Source organism: Nonomuraea jabiensis (assembly GCF_014204795.1).
Lineage (GTDB): Bacteria > Actinomycetota > Actinomycetes > Streptosporangiales > Streptosporangiaceae > Nonomuraea > Nonomuraea jabiensis.
Window position 1 is genome coordinate 5,169,900 of the sequence record NZ_JACHMB010000001.1, and the last position, 17,226, is coordinate 5,187,125.

Annotated in this window: 12 protein-coding genes; 9 read left to right on the forward strand and 3 right to left on the reverse strand. The window is 67.7% G+C overall.

Annotation, left to right across the window (positions count from 1 at the left end; all coding sequences use genetic code 11):
• The first annotated feature begins 1,516 nt into the window (after positions 1 to 1,516).
• Together HD596_RS23930 and HD596_RS23935 are read left to right on the forward strand one after the other, a co-directional pair.
• The gene (locus HD596_RS23930) at positions 1,517 to 2,221 is read left to right on the forward strand and encodes a cytidylate kinase family protein (protein ID WP_185071569.1); all 705 of its coding nucleotides are present in this window, start codon (positions 1,517 to 1,519) and stop codon (positions 2,219 to 2,221) included.
• 1,029 nt (positions 2,222 to 3,250) lie between these two features.
• Positions 3,251 to 4,144: a tyrosine recombinase XerC gene (locus HD596_RS23935; RefSeq protein ID WP_185071570.1), complete on the forward strand. Its 894-nt coding sequence runs from the start codon at positions 3,251 to 3,253 to the stop codon at positions 4,142 to 4,144.
• Positions 4,145 to 4,669: 525 nt separating this feature from the next.
• Here the strand turns inward: HD596_RS23935 and HD596_RS23940 are convergent.
• The gene (locus HD596_RS23940; RefSeq protein ID WP_313047575.1) at positions 4,670 to 6,262 is read right to left on the reverse strand and encodes a M23 family metallopeptidase; all 1,593 of its coding nucleotides are present in this window, start codon (positions 6,260 to 6,262) and stop codon (positions 4,670 to 4,672) included.
• Positions 6,263 to 6,512: 250 nt separating this feature from the next.
• Between HD596_RS23940 and HD596_RS23945 the strand changes: the two genes are divergently transcribed.
• A complete protein-coding gene (locus tag HD596_RS23945) occupies positions 6,513 to 7,616 on the forward strand; it encodes an epoxide hydrolase family protein (RefSeq protein WP_185071571.1) in 1,104 nt (367 codons plus the stop codon).
• A gap of 56 nt (positions 7,617 to 7,672) precedes the next feature.
• On the opposite strand, the gene HD596_RS23950 is transcribed toward HD596_RS23945, so the two are convergent.
• On the reverse strand, positions 7,673 to 8,986 hold the full coding sequence (locus tag HD596_RS23950) for an MFS transporter (RefSeq protein WP_185078682.1): 1,314 nt from the start codon (positions 8,984 to 8,986) through the stop codon (positions 7,673 to 7,675).
• Positions 8,987 to 9,755: 769 nt separating this feature from the next.
• Here HD596_RS23950 and HD596_RS23955 point away from each other — a divergent pair.
• From HD596_RS23955 to HD596_RS23980, 6 genes are all read left to right on the forward strand, one after another.
• Complete coding sequence (locus HD596_RS23955) at positions 9,756 to 10,364, forward strand: helix-turn-helix domain-containing protein (RefSeq protein WP_185071572.1); 609 nt, start codon at positions 9,756 to 9,758, stop codon at positions 10,362 to 10,364.
• Positions 10,365 to 10,853: 489 nt separating this feature from the next.
• On the forward strand, positions 10,854 to 11,771 hold the full coding sequence (rpsB, locus tag HD596_RS23960; RefSeq protein WP_185071573.1) for a 30S ribosomal protein S2: 918 nt from the start codon (positions 10,854 to 10,856) through the stop codon (positions 11,769 to 11,771).
• 820 nt (positions 11,772 to 12,591) lie between these two features.
• Positions 12,592 to 13,425 (forward strand): translation elongation factor Ts, encoded by an 834-nt coding sequence (tsf, locus tag HD596_RS23965; protein WP_185071574.1) that lies wholly within the window; start codon positions 12,592 to 12,594, stop codon positions 13,423 to 13,425.
• 207 nt (positions 13,426 to 13,632) lie between these two features.
• On the forward strand, positions 13,633 to 14,331 hold the full coding sequence (pyrH, locus tag HD596_RS23970; protein WP_221519484.1) for a UMP kinase: 699 nt from the start codon (positions 13,633 to 13,635) through the stop codon (positions 14,329 to 14,331).
• A gap of 43 nt (positions 14,332 to 14,374) precedes the next feature.
• Positions 14,375 to 14,932: a ribosome recycling factor gene (gene frr / locus HD596_RS23975; RefSeq protein ID WP_185071575.1), complete on the forward strand. Its 558-nt coding sequence runs from the start codon at positions 14,375 to 14,377 to the stop codon at positions 14,930 to 14,932.
• Between the two features lie 369 nt (positions 14,933 to 15,301).
• Positions 15,302 to 16,141, forward strand: coding sequence for a phosphatidate cytidylyltransferase (locus HD596_RS23980; RefSeq protein ID WP_185071576.1), 840 nt, complete (start codon positions 15,302 to 15,304; stop codon positions 16,139 to 16,141).
• Here the strand turns inward: HD596_RS23980 and HD596_RS23985 are convergent, their stop codons facing one another.
• Entirely contained in the window at positions 16,142 to 17,164 is a 1,023-nt protein-coding gene (locus HD596_RS23985; RefSeq protein WP_185071577.1) for a suppressor of fused domain protein, read from the reverse strand. It abuts the gene before it with no gap.
• Positions 17,165 to 17,226: the final 62 nt, after the last annotated feature.

Here is a 17,226-nt window from a genome sequence, read left to right on the forward strand (position 1 = left end):
CCGAAAATCCCTGCCCGCTCAATGCACGGCCCTCAGGCTGGGAACAGCCCGCCAGGCCGCACAGCCACGTACAGACAGCCAGTCGTTAGATACGGGGATGACGTCCGACGCGACAAAGCCTTGGGAACCGGGCAACGGTTATCACGTGGGTAGCGGTCCGTCATGGTCGGCGGTCGGTGGGCGGCATGCGGGGATTGGCGGACGGTGGTTGGCGGTCGACGGTCGGTGGGCACGGTGGGCACGGTGGCGCGGTGGGCACGGTGGCGCGGTGGGCACGGTGGCGCGGTGGGCACGGTGGCGCGGTGGGCACGGTGGCGCGGTGGGCACGGTGGCGCGGTGGGCACGGTGGCGCGGTGGGCACGGTGGCGCGGTGGGCACGGTGGCGCGGTGGGCACGGTGGCGCGGTGGGCACGGTGGCGCGGTGGGCACGGTGGCGCGGTGGGCACGGTGGCGCGGTGGGCACGGTGGCGCGGTGGGCACGGTGGCGCGGTGGGCACGGTGGCGCGGTGGGCACGGTGGCGCGGTGGGCACGGTGGCGCGGTGGGCACGGTGGCGCGGTGGGCACGGTGGCGCGGTGGGCACGGTGGCGCGGTGGGCACGGTGGCGCGGTGGGCACGGTGGCGCGGTGGGCACGGTGGCGCGGTGGGCACGGTGGCGCGGTGGGCACGGTGGCGCGGTGGGCACGGTGGCGCGGTGGGCACGGTGGCGCGGTGGGCACGGTGGCGCGGTGGGCACGGTGGCGCGGTGGGCACGGTGGCGCGGTGGGCACGGTGGCGCGGTGGGCACGGTGGCGCGGTGGGCACGGTGGCGCGGTGGGCACGGTGGCGCGGTGGGCACGGTGGCGCGGTGGGCACGGTGGCGCGGTGGGCACGGTGGCGCGGTGGGCACGGTGGGCACGGTGGGCAGGCGGGTCGGCGGGCGGGCGTCGGTGGGGCGGTGGTGGGTGAGCGGTGGCGGTGGGCGGCGGTCGGTGGTCAGCGGCAGATGCTCGGTGAGCGGCGGTCGGCGGACGGCGGTCGACGCCCGATGGGCGGTGGGCGACGGTCGGTGGGCGATAGGCGGCAGGCTGGGGTGGCGGGCGGTGATGAGCGGGCGACGGTCGGTGGGCGACGATCGGTGGTCAGCGGAGACGTTCGGTGAGCGGCGGTCGGCGGGCGTGCGGGGACAGTTGTCTGACCTGCCAGGACTGTTTGGGACGAGGCGAGGGCGTCGGCTCGGGCGATGCCATAGGTCACCGCTCCTGAGATGTGGAGGCAGGCGAACATGCTCCCGTAAGCGTGCCTCCGCAGGGACGGAACCCCGCGCCCCTGGGCCGCCGCCGCGCCTTGCGCCCCGCGCGCCGTCTGTTCGAGAAGCGTGCGGGCGCTCCAGAGCCCGTGTTTATGCACCGCTCTCAGCCTTTGGCGCCACCCACCGCAGCGTGCTGTCAAGGGCGCAACCACAACCCCAAGACCGTGGGGCCCGTTGGTCGGCCTGACGTGCGGTGCTAAACAGAGACACTGTGAGAGGGGCAGCAATGGACCATGGCACCCGCGGCGAGCTCATCAGTCGGCTGGCCGAGGCGATCAGATCCGTCACGGCCGCGCACCCGCTGCGGGTCGCCATCGACGGGCCGCCCGCCGCCGGCAAGACCACGCTGGCCGACGAGCTCGCCGTCGTCCTGCGCGCGCAGGAACGCGACGTCATCCGCGCGACCATCGACGACTTCCTCTTCCCCCGTGCACAGCGCTACCGACGCGGCCAGTACTCGGCCGAAGGCTGCTACTTCGACGCCCACGACCACGCCTCGCTGTGCCGGGTCCTGCTCGATCCGCTGGGCCCCGGCGGAGACCGAAGGTTCCAGCACACGGTCTACGACAGAGACACCGACACCCCATCGTCCCCGCCGACCACGACCGCCCCCGCAGACGCCGTACTGCTCTTCGACGGCGTCTTCCTCCTACGCCCAGAACTTATCGATCGGTGGGACCTGCGCATCTTCGTGTCCGTCCCATTCGAGCAGACGGTAGATCGCGCCCGGGACCGAGGCACAGCGCTGGCCGGATCCACCGCGGACACCGCTGAAATCGAACGGTCCTGGCGCAACCGCTATATCCCCTCCCAACAGCTCTACTTCGCCACAGCCCGCCCAACGGATCACGCCGACATCATCGTGTACAACGATCAGCTCCAACGGCCAACTTGGGAAGTCCGACCACACTCATCGATACACAGGATTTGACAATTGCTCTGATGTGAGGGGCTTTGTCTGTGCTGGTCAGAGCATTGATCATGGGCTGCCACAAAGTCGGAGTCACCGATTGCAGATCCCCTTCGCGAACCACCGCTCCCGGGGCAGACTGATGTCTGCGGCCATCGCTCTGCTCTCCTTCGGTCTCGACTTAGGCCCTCGAAGGATCAAGCGATGGCCGTCACCATTTCCCAGCTTCTCGATCTTGAACTTTCCACCCACACTCGTCAGCGGTTGTCCGAGTTCGCTCGGTCTTATGACGCAATTCCATGATCATGTTGGGGTGGCACTGCGCCTGCTGTTGTCATGGCCGAAAGGGCCCAAGATGGGAATGAGCGGCCAGGCGATGTGACTCTCCTTCATAGTGGTGACCGGCTCAACGGGGAAGCCAACGGCCGAGGGTATCCATGCTGAAGCGGGGAGGCTCGGGACCGCTCCTCAACACGGCACCAACGAGAACCTGTAAGTGGGCCGACTTCGAACGGGTCCCCGAAGGGCCGTTAGCCGGGCGGGCCGACAATCTGCGGCGCCCAGTCGCGGGCTTGGCCTGAACCGGAAATCGGGCCCTGGATACCTCCGGGCTGGCGCAGCTGACGCGAATTCGCCTGAGGCGGGGCAAACCGGGTACTGGCTGACTTGGGGCGGGGACTGGCGCAGTTCGATTCCGTGGCGGGGAGAACTCAGGGCGCCAGTTTGAGGGCAGATGGGCCCAGGGCGTGGTCCTCCGAGATGGTGTCCAAGGCGTAGTCAAGCCAGGGTCTGATGGACTGGCATGCAGGGGTCCCAAGACGGTGGGAGGTCGTGCTGGCCTCGGATCCGGTGGGGTTCGGTGTGCTGCACGTCTCAAGGCGAATGGGTCAAGGCCTGGTTCTGGACTGAGAGGTGGGGTGATGTTCTGGCTTTGGTGGTTATGGGGTTTGTTCTGGGATGGGGTTGGGCTTGAGTGGTGGCAGTGAAGTTTTTTACTGCTTGCTGTGACATGACAGTCAGTGGGAGGGATCCGGAGATGGGGATTCTGGGATGAGTGAAGTTGTCGGTCGTGAAGAGGTGGTGGGGGAGTTCGGGCGGCATCTGCGGATTGAGCGGGATCTTTCGCAGCACACGGTGCGGGCCTATCTGGCTGACGTGAACTCCTTGCTTGATCATGTGGATGGGCGGCTGGAAGGCCTTGATATCGGGGTGCTTCGTGAGTGGCTGGCTGGGCAGTATCGGGCCGGCAAGGCTCGGGCCACGCTGGCGCGGCGGACCGCTTGCGTTCGTACCTTTACCGCCTACTGCTTCCGGCGCGGCTGGCTTGCGGCCGATCCGGGGTTGTTGCTGGGCAGCGCGAAGGCGGCTCGGCCGTTGCCCGCTGTTCTCGCTCAGGAGCAGGCGCAGGCCGTCCTGGAGGTGCCCTCGGCTGGGGAGCCCAAGGAACTTCGAGATCAAGCCCTTCTTGAGTTGCTGTACGCCACCGGTGTGCGGGTGAGTGAGTTGTGTGCGCTCGACGTCGACGATGTGGATCGGGAGCGGCACGTCATCCGGGTCCTGGGCAAAGGGCGTAAGGAACGGTCTGTGCCGTTTGGGCTGCCTGCTCTTCGGGCGGTGGACAGGTGGTGCATTCACGGGCGGCCGTTGTGGGTTCGGGCGCGGTCGGGGGCTGCGCTCTTCCTTGGGGTACGGGGTGGTCGCATCGATGCGGGGACCGTTCGGCGGGTCGTACATGCGCGGCTGGCTCAGGTGGACGGGGCTCCGGACATGGGGCCGCACGGGTTGCGGCACAGTGCGGCGACTCACTTGCTTGAGGGCGGTGCGGATCTACGGAGTGTTCAGGAACTGCTTGGGCATGCGTCGCTGAACACGACGCAGATCTATACGCATGTCTCGATCGAGCGACTGCGGGCGGCTTACCGTCAGGCGCATCCGAGGGCCTGATGCGCGATAGCGGTAAGCATGTGCGCGAGTACGTCGATGGTTGGCTGGGCGATGCCGGTGGCTGGGTGTGGCGCTGGATGATCTTCTAATTTCTGTGGTTCGCGGCTTTGCGGTGCCGGCCGGGCTTTGCGTTGGTGGTTGTGGGGCGGTTGGGCGTTGGGTGCTTCTCGCCACGGTGCCGGGTGTTGGTGGCCTCGTTCCCTCGCTCTTCTCCCGTGGTGGTGCGGTGCTGGCCCCTCCTTCGGGGGCGGTGGTCTGTTCGAGTACGTCTGTGGCTGCGCAGGGCTGTGACCAGGAGGCCTATCCCTAGCAGCGTGCCGAGGCCGAGCGCGGATGTCGTGGTGGTCGAGGCCGAGCGGGTCAGGAAGTCGAGAGTTGTGGTGGGGGAGTGTGCTTGGTGCCTCCCGCGTGAGGCGGCGGGAGTGAGGGAGTTGGCGGCTGCTAGGCGGTGGCGCTGGTTTGGCGTGTTGTTGTGACGGCCTGGCGATGAGGTGTTCGGGGGCAGGCTGTGGGTGGCGTGTGTGATCAAGGTGAGGGCGGGTGGGGTGGCGTTAAGGGCTTGTGGCGTTGCCTGTGGTGCGCGGCTGAGGGCGGGTACGGCGGCGTTAAGGGCCTGTGGGGTTGCCGGTGGTGCCGGGGTGAGGGTGGGTGGGTGGCGATCAGGGCCTTTGGGGTTGCCGGTGGTGCGGGGCTGAGGGCGGCTGGGGATCTTCGTGGCTGTGTGGTGGGCGGTCTGGTGATCTCTCCGACTGGTGGTTGGAGGGGGTGCTCGTGATCGTCGTCATCCCGTAGAGAGTGCTCATTCGCGGGCGGAAGCAGGTTCTCGCCTTCGTGCCAGAAGGGGAGGAGGCGGATAGTCGCCTGGCCCAGGAGCAGGAGGGGATCGAGGTAATGGGTGCCGCGTCGCAGGCCCCAGTGCAGGCACGATTCCCGACAGTGGTCTTCTGAGGTTTCTACGACGCCGAGCCTGGATCCCGGGGCGACGGGTTGGCCTCGCCGTACGGACGCTTTGACAGGGAGGTACGTCGTACGGAGGCCGCCCTCGTGCTCGACGGTGACCACACCTTTTCCGCCTACGGGGCCGGCGAAGCGGACTGTGCCGGAGCCCGCCGCCAGAACTGGGGTCGATGGAGGAGCGGCCAGGTCGATGCCGCGGTGTCCGGCAAGCCAGGGCTCGGGCGGTGGAGTGAAGCGGCGGAGTACGCGGGGATGTCCGTCCAGTGGCCAGCGCCATGTGGGCGGGGATGCTTTTGCCAGGGGAGTGGGGAGAAGCAGGATCGCGGCGGCAGCGAAGAGGAGTGTTGTCAGCGCGCTTTGGGCTGCCTTGAGGGCATGGCGAGGGCGGGGTGGTACGGCTTCTTGCCCGGGTGTGGGGGCTTGGGCAGTGGGGGGTGCTGCGGGTCCTTGGCTGGGCGTGGGGGTTTGGAGTGTGCGGGGCGGTGTGATTTCTTGCCCGGGGGTGAGGGCTTGAGCAGTGCTGGGTGACGTGGGTTTTTGGGTGGGTGCGGGGGGTTGGTGAGGGTGAAGTGGTGGGTCTTCTCGGGGCGGATTGAGGAGATCAGGGGCTGGAGGAGATGCGGAATTTTGGGCCGCTTTGGGGAACTGGTGGGCGGGCGGTGAGGGGGTGCCCTGTCTTGCGCTGCGGGGGTTAGGCGTTGTTTTGGGGCGGGGGGTTTTGTGGAAGCTGCCCAGGGGGTGGGCGCCGATGGGGTGGCGGGTGTCGGGATCTGTGGAGGGGGCGGGCGGCCCTTGGACTGTGAGGCGGAGTGTTGGTGCTGGTGGCTGGGTTGCTGGGGTGGGAGGGAGAGGGGGCATGCGGCGAGTTTGGTTGAGCGGGGGTGGGTGATTGGGAGGCGAACGGGATTCTGGGGATGGAGTGGGTGAGGAGTTTGTGGGCTGTGGATAACTGGTGGGATGGCGGCTTGGGGCGGGACGAAGAGTTGCGATGATGAGGCTGCCGGGTCTGGCCTGCGACCGCGACAGCCGGCGCCCGTGCCCGTGCCCGTGCCCGTGACAGCCGGCGCCCGTGCCCGTGCCCGTGCCCGTGCCCGCGACAGCTGGCGCCCGCGCCCGTGCCCGCGACAGCCGGCGAACTGCGACCGCCCGCGACTGCGACATCGGACTTGGTGTGGTGATCCGCCAGCGCAAGGAGCGCGACGCTCGCTGAGATGAGGGTGCAGGTCCGGCGGGAGTGGGCACGTGCGGGGTGGTTTTGGTCGGGGCGCGTGCATGGGAAAACGGCGGGGCTTGTGCCGGGGTGGCGGTTGTTGGGGGGATCGCATGTGGGGAATCGTTGCTGGATTGCGGAAGGAAATGTGCCGCATTGGCTCCTAGCGTGGCTAACACTCAAGCCGACAAGGAGCGTCAAATGGAGATTCGGCCGTTCACCATCGCTGTCCCTCAGCCCGACGTCGACGACCTGAAAGTTCGGTTGGCCCGGACTCGGTGGCCGGACGAGCTACCCGGGATCGGGTGGAGTCGCGGGGTGTCGCTGGAGTTTCTGAAGGAGCTGGTTGCGTATTGGGCCGGGAGTTATGACTGGCGCGCTGCGGAGGCGCGGCTCAACGAGTACCCGCAGTTCACCACTGAGATCGATGGGCAGCGGATCCACTTCTTGCACGTTCGATCCGGCAATCCCGATGCTTTGCCGCTGGTGCTCACCCACGGTTATCCCAGTGCGTTCGCCGAGTTCACCACGCTGATCGAGCACCTGCGGCAGGACTTTCATGTGGTGGTCCCGTCGCTGCCCGGCTTTGCCTTCTCGACGCCGGTGGGCGAGGCTGGCTGGGCGATGGGCCGTACCGCTCGGGCCTGGATAGAGCTGATGCGGCGGCTCGGCTACGCCCGATACGGCGTCCACGGCGGCGACATCGGCGCCGGCGTCTCCGGTGCGGTGGCCGGTCTTGATGGTGAGCATGTCGTGGGCGTTCATGCGGTGACCGATCCGAACACGGCGGCGGCCACGGCCACGTTCCTGCCCGGCATGGCCGACAGGCTCGACCCGGCGGATCCGGTCGACCAGCTGGCCCTGGAACGGATGGCCCAGTTCCGCGCCGACGGCTCCGGTTACCTGGCGATCCAGAACACGCGGCCCCAAACCATCGGCTATCTGCTCAATGACTCGCCCGCCGGGCAGCTCGGTTGGATCGCAGAGAGCTTCGAGCGGTGGACGGATCTGCCCTACGACCGGGAGCAGCTTCTCACGATCGCCAGCCTCTACTGGTTCACCGGTTCCGGTATCTCCGCTGCTCGTTTCCTGTACGAGCAGGCTCACTCCTCCGAGTGGGGAGCGCCGCCGGCCGTGCCGCAGGGTTTCGCGGTGTTCAGTGCTGATGCCACCGTCCGCAAGCTCATCAATCCGCCGGCAGAGGTCCACTGGACCGAGTATGGGCGGGGCGGACACTTCCCGGCCATGGAGGCACCGGAGATGCTGGCGGCGGATTTGCGGGTTTTCTTCGGGGGGTTGAAGTGATCGAACGGCTCTGGTTCGCCCGCTATGTATTGGGCTCGCGGTGAGGGGGAGGTGGTTTAGCGAGGAGTGTGGCGTTTGAGAGCGGTCAAGGAATTCATGGCGTGGGAGGGTGGCGGGGATGAGGCGCTGCTGGGTTTCGCTGGGTGGGTGGGGTGTCGGTTGCGGTGAGGGCGTAGAGGGGATGTCCAGATCCAGACGGCGCTCAGGGCTATGCCTGCTGCGCAAATGAGGATGACCGGGCGTAGGCCGATGAATTCGGCGAGGATGCCGCCGGTTATGCCGCCGAGGGCCAGGACACCTTGCACGGCGAAAGTCATGGTGGCGTTCACCCTGCCGCGGAGCTCTGGGGAGGTTTCGCGCAGGGTGATGGCGCCCATGCAGGTGGCGAACGCTACGACGATGCCGCCGGTGATCGTTCCGGTTAGGGCGAGCAGCGAGAGTTTCCACCAAAGGGGGCCGGTCAGCAGGCCTACGGCGAGGATTTCGATGGGGAAGAAGAGCACCGAGACGAGCAGGATGCGGTTCTCGCCGTAACGCTTGGACAGGCGGGCCGTGACCCAGGCGCCCAGTATGCCGCCGATGCCGCTCAGGGCGATGAGGGCGCCTATCAGGGGTTTGGGGATATTGAGCGTGTTGACCATGTAGAGCATGTAGATGGCCGTGTACGCCATGGCGAAGAAGTTGATCGTGACGCCTGCGCCCAGGAGAGCGCGGAGTGCGGGATGGGTGACGCTGGTTCGCAGGCCCTCCATGACGTCGTTCCACATGCCTCGGGACGTTGCCGGCTCGTTCTTCTCCGGGGTGCGGATGGCGCGGAGCAAGAGGGCTGAGGTCAGGAACGACAGTGCCTCCGCCAGAACGGCCAGCGGGGCTGTGAAGAGTTGAACCAGGAGACCGGCCAGGCTGGGGCCGCTGACCGACGCCACCGAGTAGGAGGCGTTCAGGCCGGCCATCGCCTCGGTTCGCTGGGAGGGGGCGGCGACTGCTGCCACGTAGGGGAAGTTCGCTGCTCTGAAGAGTACGCCGGCTGTGCCGATCACCAGGGCCACGGTGATCAGCCATGCGACGTTGAGGAGGCCGAGGAGCCAGGCCATGGGGACTGTGGCGGCGGCTGCGCACGAGACGAGTTCGCAGGCGATCATGAGGGGGCGGTGCCGGGTGAGCCGGTCCGCGATGGCGCCTGACTGGAGGCCGAACACGAGGGCGGGCACCGAGGCGGCGGCCGTCAGCAATCCCATCTGGGAGGGGGAGGCGGCCAGCAGGGTTACCGCGGTCAGGGGGATGGCCAGCTTGGACACCTCCGAGCCGGTGATGGAGATCGTCCGGGCGGCCCAGAGGAAGCGGTAGTCGCGCTGTTTTCTGAGGGGGATGGGTGTGGCTGAGCTGGCGTCATCGTGGCTGGGGTGGTCTGGGCGGGGGTGGGGGTCGTTGGGGGTGGCGTCAGGAGCTGCGTGGTTGGGGTGGCCCGGGCTGGGGTCGGGGTCGTCAGGGGCTGCGTGGTTGCGGTGGTCCGGGCTGGAGTTGGGGTCGTTGGAGGGGGCGTCAGGAGTCGCGTGGTTGGGGTCGCTCGAACCAGCGCTGGGGTCGTTGGAGGGGCCGTCCTGAGCCGGATGCTTGGGGCTGGGGGTGTGGCGTTGGGGGATGTGGCCCGCAGTGGAGGCGTGGCCGTGGTCGGGGACGCGGTTTTCGTCAGTGAGGTTGCGGTCAGGCATTCGATCCTCGGTCAATGGCGCTGCGGTCTCGGTCATTGGTCATGCGGCCTCGGACATGGCCGGCTGGAGGGGGACTGAGCTGATTGGAGTCAGGCTGGGCTGCTGGCCTCGTGGCTGGTGCTGGGAGGCGCGGTGGCAACGGCTTGGGCGGAGGCAACGGCTGGGTGGGTGGTTTGTTGGGGCCGGAGGTCGATCGCCGGGGGTGGGACTGGCTTGGGGCGGGTGTTGTGGGGTGGGGGCGGGCTGATGGACGCAGTGGTGGCCGTGAGCGGGTGTGGGGTGGCTGTGGCTTGGACTGGTTGACAAGCGTTCTGGGTGGTGCGGGGCGGGGGACGAGTTGTGAAGGGAAGCCTTCATAACTGTGAAGATAATCCTTCACAGTTATGAAGGCAATGCTTCATAGCTTGGGACGGGTAATCTTGGCGGCATGAGTGAGGGGCTCAGTGATCCCAGGGCGATGCGGGCGCTGGCCCACCCGGCGCGCCTGATGATCCTCAATCGGCTGGGTCTCGAGGGCAGTGCCACTGCCACTGAAGTGGCAGAGATCGCGGGGATCACGCCCAGTGCCGCGAGCTATCACCTGCGCATGCTGGCCAAGTACGGGTTCGTGGAGGACGCGCCCCCGCGTGGCGATGGCAGGGAGCGGCTGTGGAAGAGCGTGAACAAGCCGATCAGCGTCGGAGTCAAGCCTGGCGATCAGCCGGACGTACGGGATGCCAAAGTGACGCTGATGCTGGCGTTCCGCCGGGAGGCGCACGAAGAGGCGGATCGCGCGCTGGCTGCCATAGAAGCTGAGCCTGACGAATGGCGGGATGTCACCCGGTTCAACCGAATGCGGGTCAGGGTCGATCCGGAGGAGATGGCTCAGCTGAACGAGTCGATCGAGAAGCTGGTCGAGCCGTACCTCATTGCCAATCGCGACGACAAGGCCGCGCCGGTTGGGGCGAGGGTCGCCGAAGTGCAGCTGAACCTCTTCCCAGTCGCGAAGAGGCCGACGCCGGGGCTGCCTACCGAGGATCACGATGCGGCCGGGTGAGGTGGAACTGCGGGTGGGGTCTCCGGCGCGGGCAGACGGAGAGGCTGGCTGAGGTGGGGGTTGACGTGCGGGGTCGTCGTGCTGTGGTCCTCGGATGAGGTGCGGGTTCGGCCAGGCGGTTCGTGGTGTGAAGTGGGTTGCGTTGGCCGTGTTAGAGGAAGCGACTGGCGTTGGCGGGGGACATGTCAGGTGTTGATGGTGCTTGGTGCCTAGATGACTGAGTGATCACGTTGGGGGTGGGTGTGGGGGTAGAGAGCTGGATGTCTGATTGACGGTTGACGGTCAGGCTGGGCTGGTGTGGGAGGTAGACTTTTCGGGGCCTGTGACCACAGGCCGACTTCGCATGCCCCACTGCGGACCGCGCCATCGGTCCGGGCCATGTGCCCGGCTGGCGGGGTTTCGGGGCATCAGGGCGGCAGACGACGCGCTGCTGCGGCACAACCGAGAACCGCGCCCTTCGCAGGGCGCCAAGACCTGGAGGACCAGCACATGGCCCCCGTCGTCACCATGCGACAGCTGCTTGAGAGCGGCGTTCACTTCGGTCACCAGACCCGGCGCTGGAACCCGAAGATGAAGCGGTTCATCTTCACCGAGCGCAACGGCATCTACATCATCGACCTGCAGAAGTCGCTCTCGTACATCGACCGTGCGTACGACTTCGTCAAGGAGACCGTCGCCCACGGCGGCACCATCCTGTTCATCGGCACCAAGAAGCAGGCTCAGGAGGCCATCTCCGAGCAGGCTGCCCGGGTCGGGATGCCGTACGTCAACCAGCGCTGGCTGGGTGGCATGCTCACCAACTTCTCCACCGTGCACAAGAGGCTTCAGCGGCTGAAGGAGCTCGAGGAGCTCGACTTCGACAACGTCGCGGGCTCGGGGCTCACCAAGAAGGAGCTCCTCATGCGCCGTCGCGAGAAGGACAAGCTCGAGCGCACGCTCGGCGGTATCCGTGACATGGGCCGCGTGCCCAGCGCGGTGTGGGTCGTCGACACCAAGAAGGAGCACATCGCGATCAGCGAGGCCAAGAAGCTTGGCATCCCTGTGGTCGCGATCCTCGACACCAACTGCGACCCCGACGAGGTCGACTACCCGATCCCGGGCAACGACGACGCCATTCGCGCCGTCGGTCTGCTGACCAGGGTCGTGGCCGACGGTGTCGCGGCCGGTCTGATGGCTCGCTCCGGCGCCGCCCGCGGTGACGAGAAGCCCGCCGCCGCCGAGCCGCTGGCCGAGTGGGAGCGCGAGCTCATCGAGCAGGGCACCGGCGAGGCAGGGGCCGAGCCGCAGGCCGAGGCTGAGGCGCCCGCCCCCGCGGCTGAGGCTGCTCCTGAGGTCGCGCCTGAGGCCGCCGCCGAGGCCGCGCCTGAGGCGCCCGCCGCCGAGGCTGAGGCCGAGCCGCAGGCCTGACCTCAGGGCTCACGTACCCGGGGTTTCCCGGGTACGGGCCCGTCCCGGTCGGGTGGGTGAAAGTCCACCAGGCAGGGTGCGCGCCTTGTTCCGGCGAACGGAACGGCAGGACGAGGGATGTTCCTGGTCCTTGGTCCTGCCGTGATCGGGCAGGGAACGGGCCACGAAGACAGACAAGTGAACAGTTAAAGCGAGGGGTCGCGGCCTCGCCGGGTGAGTGATCGCCAGGCGAGGACGCTTCCCAGTCAGTCAGGCAAGGACCAAGAGCCGGGCTCAGGCTCGGGGCTGAGGTCTGGGCTGGGGTCTGGTTCTCGGGCTGAGGTCTGATTCCGGGGCTGAGGCGAGGTTCGGGTCGCGGGCCGGGGCCTGAGGTCTGGGTTGAGGGCTGAGGTTGTGAGCTGAGGCTGGGGCCTGAGGTCTGGGTTGAGGGCTGGGCTGGGAGCTGAGGTCTGGGTTGCGATCCAGGGTTGGGTCGCGGGCCGGGCCGGTGGTGAGCCGGGCCGTTCCGGGTGACCGGGCCGGGTTGGACCGGGTAGTTCAGCTGGCCGGGATGGTCGGCCGGGCCGGGGAGGGCGGGTGTCCGAGCCGGGCGCGGCAGGCTGGCCGGGTGGCGTTGGTGCTGGCCGGTGATGGTCCAGGATGGTAAGCCAGGGCGAGGCTGGGCAGTATGCCAGGCGAGCCGGGCCCCGAACGCAAGACAGATGCTGACGCAAGACAAAGGCTTCCGTACGGCAAGCGCCCGCCGTACGAACCAAGGGTGAGCAGGCGTGCCGTTGCCCACCTGATCCACGACGACGACGAAATCCCACAAGGAAAAGCAATGGCTTCCGTGAACATGGCCGATGTCAAGCGGCTTCGCGAAATCACCGCCGCCGGCATGATGGACTGCAAGAAGGCGCTCGAGGAGTCCGAGGGCGACTTCGACCGCGCTATCGAGCTCCTGCGCCTCAAGGGCGCCAAGGACGTGGGCAAGCGCGAGGCCCGCACCGCCTCCAACGGCCTGGTCGCGCTCAAGCAGGACGGCGACTCCGCCGCCGCGCTGCTCGAGCTCAACTGCGAGACCGACTTCGTGGCCAAGGGCGAGCGCTTCCAGGAGCTGGCCAACCAGGTTGTCGAGCACATCCTCGCGACCAAGCCCGCCGACGTGGCGGCGCTGCTCGAGTCGTCCTTCGGCGGCCAGACCGTCAAGGAGCACCTGGACACCGCCAACGCCGCGCTCGGTGAGAAGATCGAGATCCGCCGGTTCGCGGTGCTCGAGGGCGGCTACATCGGTGCTTACATGCACAAGACCGACCCGGCGCTGCCGCCGGCCGTCGGCGTGCTGATCCAGCTCGACAAGCCGAACGCCGAGGTCGCCAAGGACATCGCGCAGCACGCCGCCGCGATGGCCCCGCAGTACCTCAAGGCCGCCTCCGTCCCGGCCGACGTGGTCGAGAAGGAGCGCAAGCTCTTCGAGGAGATGACCCGCGAGGAGGGCAAGCCCGAGGCTGCCATCGCCAAGATCGTCGAGGGCCGCGTGAACGGCTGGTACAAGGACTTCACCCTCCTCCAGCAGGCCTTCGTCAAGGACAACAAGAAGAGCGTGGGCAAGTACGCCGAGGAGAACGGCGTCGAGGTCCAGGCCTTTGTCCGCTTCAAGGTCGGTCAGGCTTAGGCTTAGGCAAGCGACAGGCCAGGCAGGCCCGCCGATCAGGGCGGGCCGCCCGGCCAAGGCGAGAAACAAGCCGACAGCCTGAACTTGATTCACCGAACGAAGGAGGCCGCCGCCGTGCAGGACCACCGGGAGCCAGCCCACGAATCCACACGGACGGCGGCTTCCTCATCTCAAAATCCGCACAACCCGCTCCGATGGAAGCGGGTGATGCTGAAGTTGTCAGGAGAGGCGTTCGCCGGTGGCGAGCCGCTGGGCATCGACCCGGTGGTCGTCGATCATCTGGCCGATTCGATCGCCGAGGCCGTCAAGGAAGGCGTACAGGTCGCGGTCGTAGTAGGCGGCGGCAACATGTTCCGCGGCGCCGCCCTGTCGCAAGGAGGCATCGACCGCGCCAGAGCCGACTACATGGGCATGCTCGGCACGGTCATCAACTGCCTGGCCCTACAGGACTTCCTCGAGCGGCGGGGCGTCGAGACGCGCGTCCAGACCGCCATCACCATGCAGCAGGTGGCCGAGCCGTTCCTGCCGCGCCGCGCGATCAGGCACCTCGAGAAGGGGCGCGTGGTCATCTTCGGCGCGGGACTCGGCTCGCCGTACTTCTCCACCGACACCGCGGCGTCCCAGCGGGCCCTGGAGATCGGCGCGGAGGCGCTGCTCAAGGGAACGCAGGTGGACGGGATCTACGACTCCGATCCACGCAAAAATCCGGATGCGGTCAGGTTCGACCACCTTGACTACGGCGAGGTGCTGCTCCGCGACCTCGCGGTCATGGACGCCACCGCGATCAGCCTGTGCAAGGACAACGACCTGCCGATCGTGGTCTTCGACCTCATGGGCGAGGGCAACATCCTGCGAGCGGTACGCGGTGAGAAAATCGGCACGCTGGTGAGTCCCGCAGGCAAATGAGGGAGCGAGCCCGACACCGCCAGCTAGAAGACAGGGAGCCGCTGTGATCGACGAAACCCTCCTCGAAGCCGAGGAAAAAATGGACAAGGCCGTCACGGTCGCGAAGGAGGACTTCGCGACCATCCGTACGGGCCGCGTCACCCCCTCGATGTTCAACAAGATCAACGCCGAGTACTACGGCACGCCGACGCCGATCCAGCAGCTGGCGTCGTTCCATGTGCCGGAGGCACGCATGGTTCTCATCCAGCCTTTCGACAAGAGTTCGATGGGCGCCATCGAGAAGGCCATCCGCGACTCCGACCTCGGCGTCAACCCCACCGACGACGGCCAGGTGATCCGCGTGACGTTCCCGGAGCTCTCCGAGGAACGGCGCAAGGAGTACATCAAGGTCGCCAGGAACAAGGGCGAGCACGCCAAGGTGTCGGTGCGCAACATCCGCCGCTCCGCCAAGGAAGTCCTCGACAAGATGATCAAGGATGGCGAGGCGGGGGAGGACGAGGTCAGGCGGGCCGAGAAGGAGCTCGACGACCTCACCCAGAAGCACGTCGCGAAGATCGACGAGCTGCTCAAGCACAAGGAAGCCGAGCTGCTCGAAGTCTGAGCGGCACGCCGCACGCCGCACGGCGGACTGCGTTCGACGCGACACCGCAGGCAGCGGGTCGAGCCTACGGTGGTTGCCGTTGATGGGTCGCCGCAGGCAATGGTCCGCACCTTCGGCGGGTCGTCGCGGGTGGTGGTTCGTGCCTTCGGCGGGTTGTCCCAGGTGGCGGTTGGCGCCTTTGGCAGGTCGTCGTAGGTGGTGGTTCGTGCCTGCGGCAGGTCGTCGCAGGTAGCGGTTCGTGCCTACGGTGGGTCGTCGTGGGTAGCGGCTTGGGTCTACGGTGGTCGTGTTCGGCGGGCCGCCGCAGGCAGCGGGTCTTGAACGGCCCTCGCCCCGAGTGGCGGGGGCCGTGGCTCTTGGAGAAACTCTGTGGAAGAACGTACGGCTGACACCAGCTCGAGCGGCGGCGGCCGTACCGGAAGGAACCTGCCCGCCGCGATCGCGGTCGGTGTGGTGCTGGGCGCGCTGGTCATCGGCACGATCTACACGATCAAGGAGCTGTTCCTCCTGGTGGTCGCCGGTGCCGTGGGCGTCGGCGCGATGGAGCTGATCAAGGCCTTCGCCACCCGCGAGATCAAGGTGCCCGCCGTGCCGGTGCTCGCGGGCATCGTGGCGATGCAGGCGGGCGCGTACTGGGGCGGGCCGGTGTGGCTGCTGGCCACGTTCGCGGTGTTCGCGCTGGCGCTCCTGATCTGGCGCATGTTCAGCGACGGGACCGACGGTTACGTACGGGACGCGTCGGCCTCGGTGTTCATCCTGTTCTATCCCGCCATGCTCGCGGCGTTCGTGCCCATGCTGCTGCGTCTCCACGACGGCGACCACCGGGTGCTGATCTTCATCGCGGTGACCGTGGCCAGCGACATCGGCGGCTACGTCGCGGGCGTGCTGTTCGGCCGGCACAAGATGACGGCGATCAGCCCGAAGAAGACCTGGGAGGGGCTCGCCGGGTCGGTGATCGCCTGCACCGTGGTCGGGGCGTGGCTGGTGGTCTGGCTGATGCACGGCGCCATCTGGCAGGGCGCGCTGATCGGCGCGCTGGCGGCGCTGCTGGCCACCGTGGGCGACCTGATCGAGTCGATGATCAAGCGGGATCTCGGCATCAAGGACCTCGGCACGATCCTGCCCGGCCATGGCGGCCTGATGGACCGGCTCGACTCGCTGGTGACGACGCTGGTGCCGGTCTGGCTGCTGATGACGCTGTTCTTCTAGCTACCGCTGCTGCGCCTCCAGCGTCTCGCTGGTGACCGGTGAGAGCCAGAGCCACCGTACGGCCTCACCCCCGAACGCGAATCCCGACATGTCTGGCATGTGGGGTGCGTTGGCCAGCATCAGGACCCCCGAATACTGCGGCCCCAACGGGAACGTCGAAGGCTCGTGATACCACTTCGCCGTGTGCCCGTGGCCGAGCCACGTGACCGAGTGCCACGGATACTGCGACAGCCACACCAGCAGCAGCGCCGCGTCGCGCGGGTCCTCGCGGGTGGCCACGGCCAGCTCGATCCTGGCGTACGCGCCCGGCTTGTCGATCCACTGCTCGACCGTGGGCATGCGCTGGCAGCTCATCCCCACCGTGGACAGCACGGTGTAGGCGCGGCCCTGATGCGGCGGCCGTTCGGTGATGCCGACGGTCGGCAGCCGATCGCCGCTGGCGTCCCAATAGCGCCCCGCCGGACCGAGCGCCCCGTCCAGGTGGCCCATCACGAACTGCTGGAACGACGGCCACGACCCCTCGCTGTGCCGCCAGCCCCAGTAGGACCTGGCGTTGGAGATGCGGGGCTGCAGCCCTTCGAGCGCCTCCGACAGCGCCCACGCGAACGGCGACTCGCCCACCGCGTCGCGGGCGTAGCCGGGCATGCCCCTGCTCATGTCGGCCCAGCCCGGGATGACCGCCAGCAGCTCCTCGTCCTCGTACAGGGCGACTCCGTCCCCCTCCTCGAACCACAGCGCGGTCAGCTGCCCGAGCGGCCTGCGGCCGTCCGGGTGGAGGGTGTTGGCCCTGGGCATCAGCGGCGGCAGGCCGGCGTTGATGCGGGCCAGGTCGACCACCGCCGGGGCGGGGCGATGGTTGGCCAGCCAGACGGCGCCGTGCACGGTGCCCTCGGGCGAGCACAGGTAAGCTACCGAGGAGTCCTCGTCACGCTCGACCACGAGCGTCCGGCTGCCGTACGGGTTACCGGCGGCGAGAACGACCTCGGCGCCACCCTCGCCAGATGCCGACCGAAAAATCGCCATACGAGATGACTGTAGATCGGGTGGCAGCCACGATGCGAGCCGTACCGTAACCAGGAATGCCA

Coding starts and splice junctions, on each gene's coding strand:
- HD596_RS23930 (WP_185071569.1), top strand. CDS start 1,517: ATGGACCATGGCACCCGCGGCGAGCTCATCAGTCGGCTGGCCGAGGCG.
- HD596_RS23935 (WP_185071570.1), top strand. CDS start 3,251: ATGAGTGAAGTTGTCGGTCGTGAAGAGGTGGTGGGGGAGTTCGGGCGG.
- HD596_RS23940 (WP_313047575.1), bottom strand. CDS start 6,262: ATGTCGCAGTCGCGGGCGGTCGCAGTTCGCCGGCTGTCGCGGGCACGG.
- HD596_RS23945 (WP_185071571.1), top strand. CDS start 6,513: ATGGAGATTCGGCCGTTCACCATCGCTGTCCCTCAGCCCGACGTCGAC.
- HD596_RS23955 (WP_185071572.1), top strand. CDS start 9,756: ATGAGTGAGGGGCTCAGTGATCCCAGGGCGATGCGGGCGCTGGCCCAC.
- rpsB (WP_185071573.1), top strand. CDS start 10,854: ATGGCCCCCGTCGTCACCATGCGACAGCTGCTTGAGAGCGGCGTTCAC.
- tsf (WP_185071574.1), top strand. CDS start 12,592: ATGGCTTCCGTGAACATGGCCGATGTCAAGCGGCTTCGCGAAATCACC.
- pyrH (WP_221519484.1), top strand. CDS start 13,633: ATGCTGAAGTTGTCAGGAGAGGCGTTCGCCGGTGGCGAGCCGCTGGGC.
- HD596_RS23985 (WP_185071577.1), bottom strand. CDS start 17,164: ATGGCGATTTTTCGGTCGGCATCTGGCGAGGGTGGCGCCGAGGTCGTT.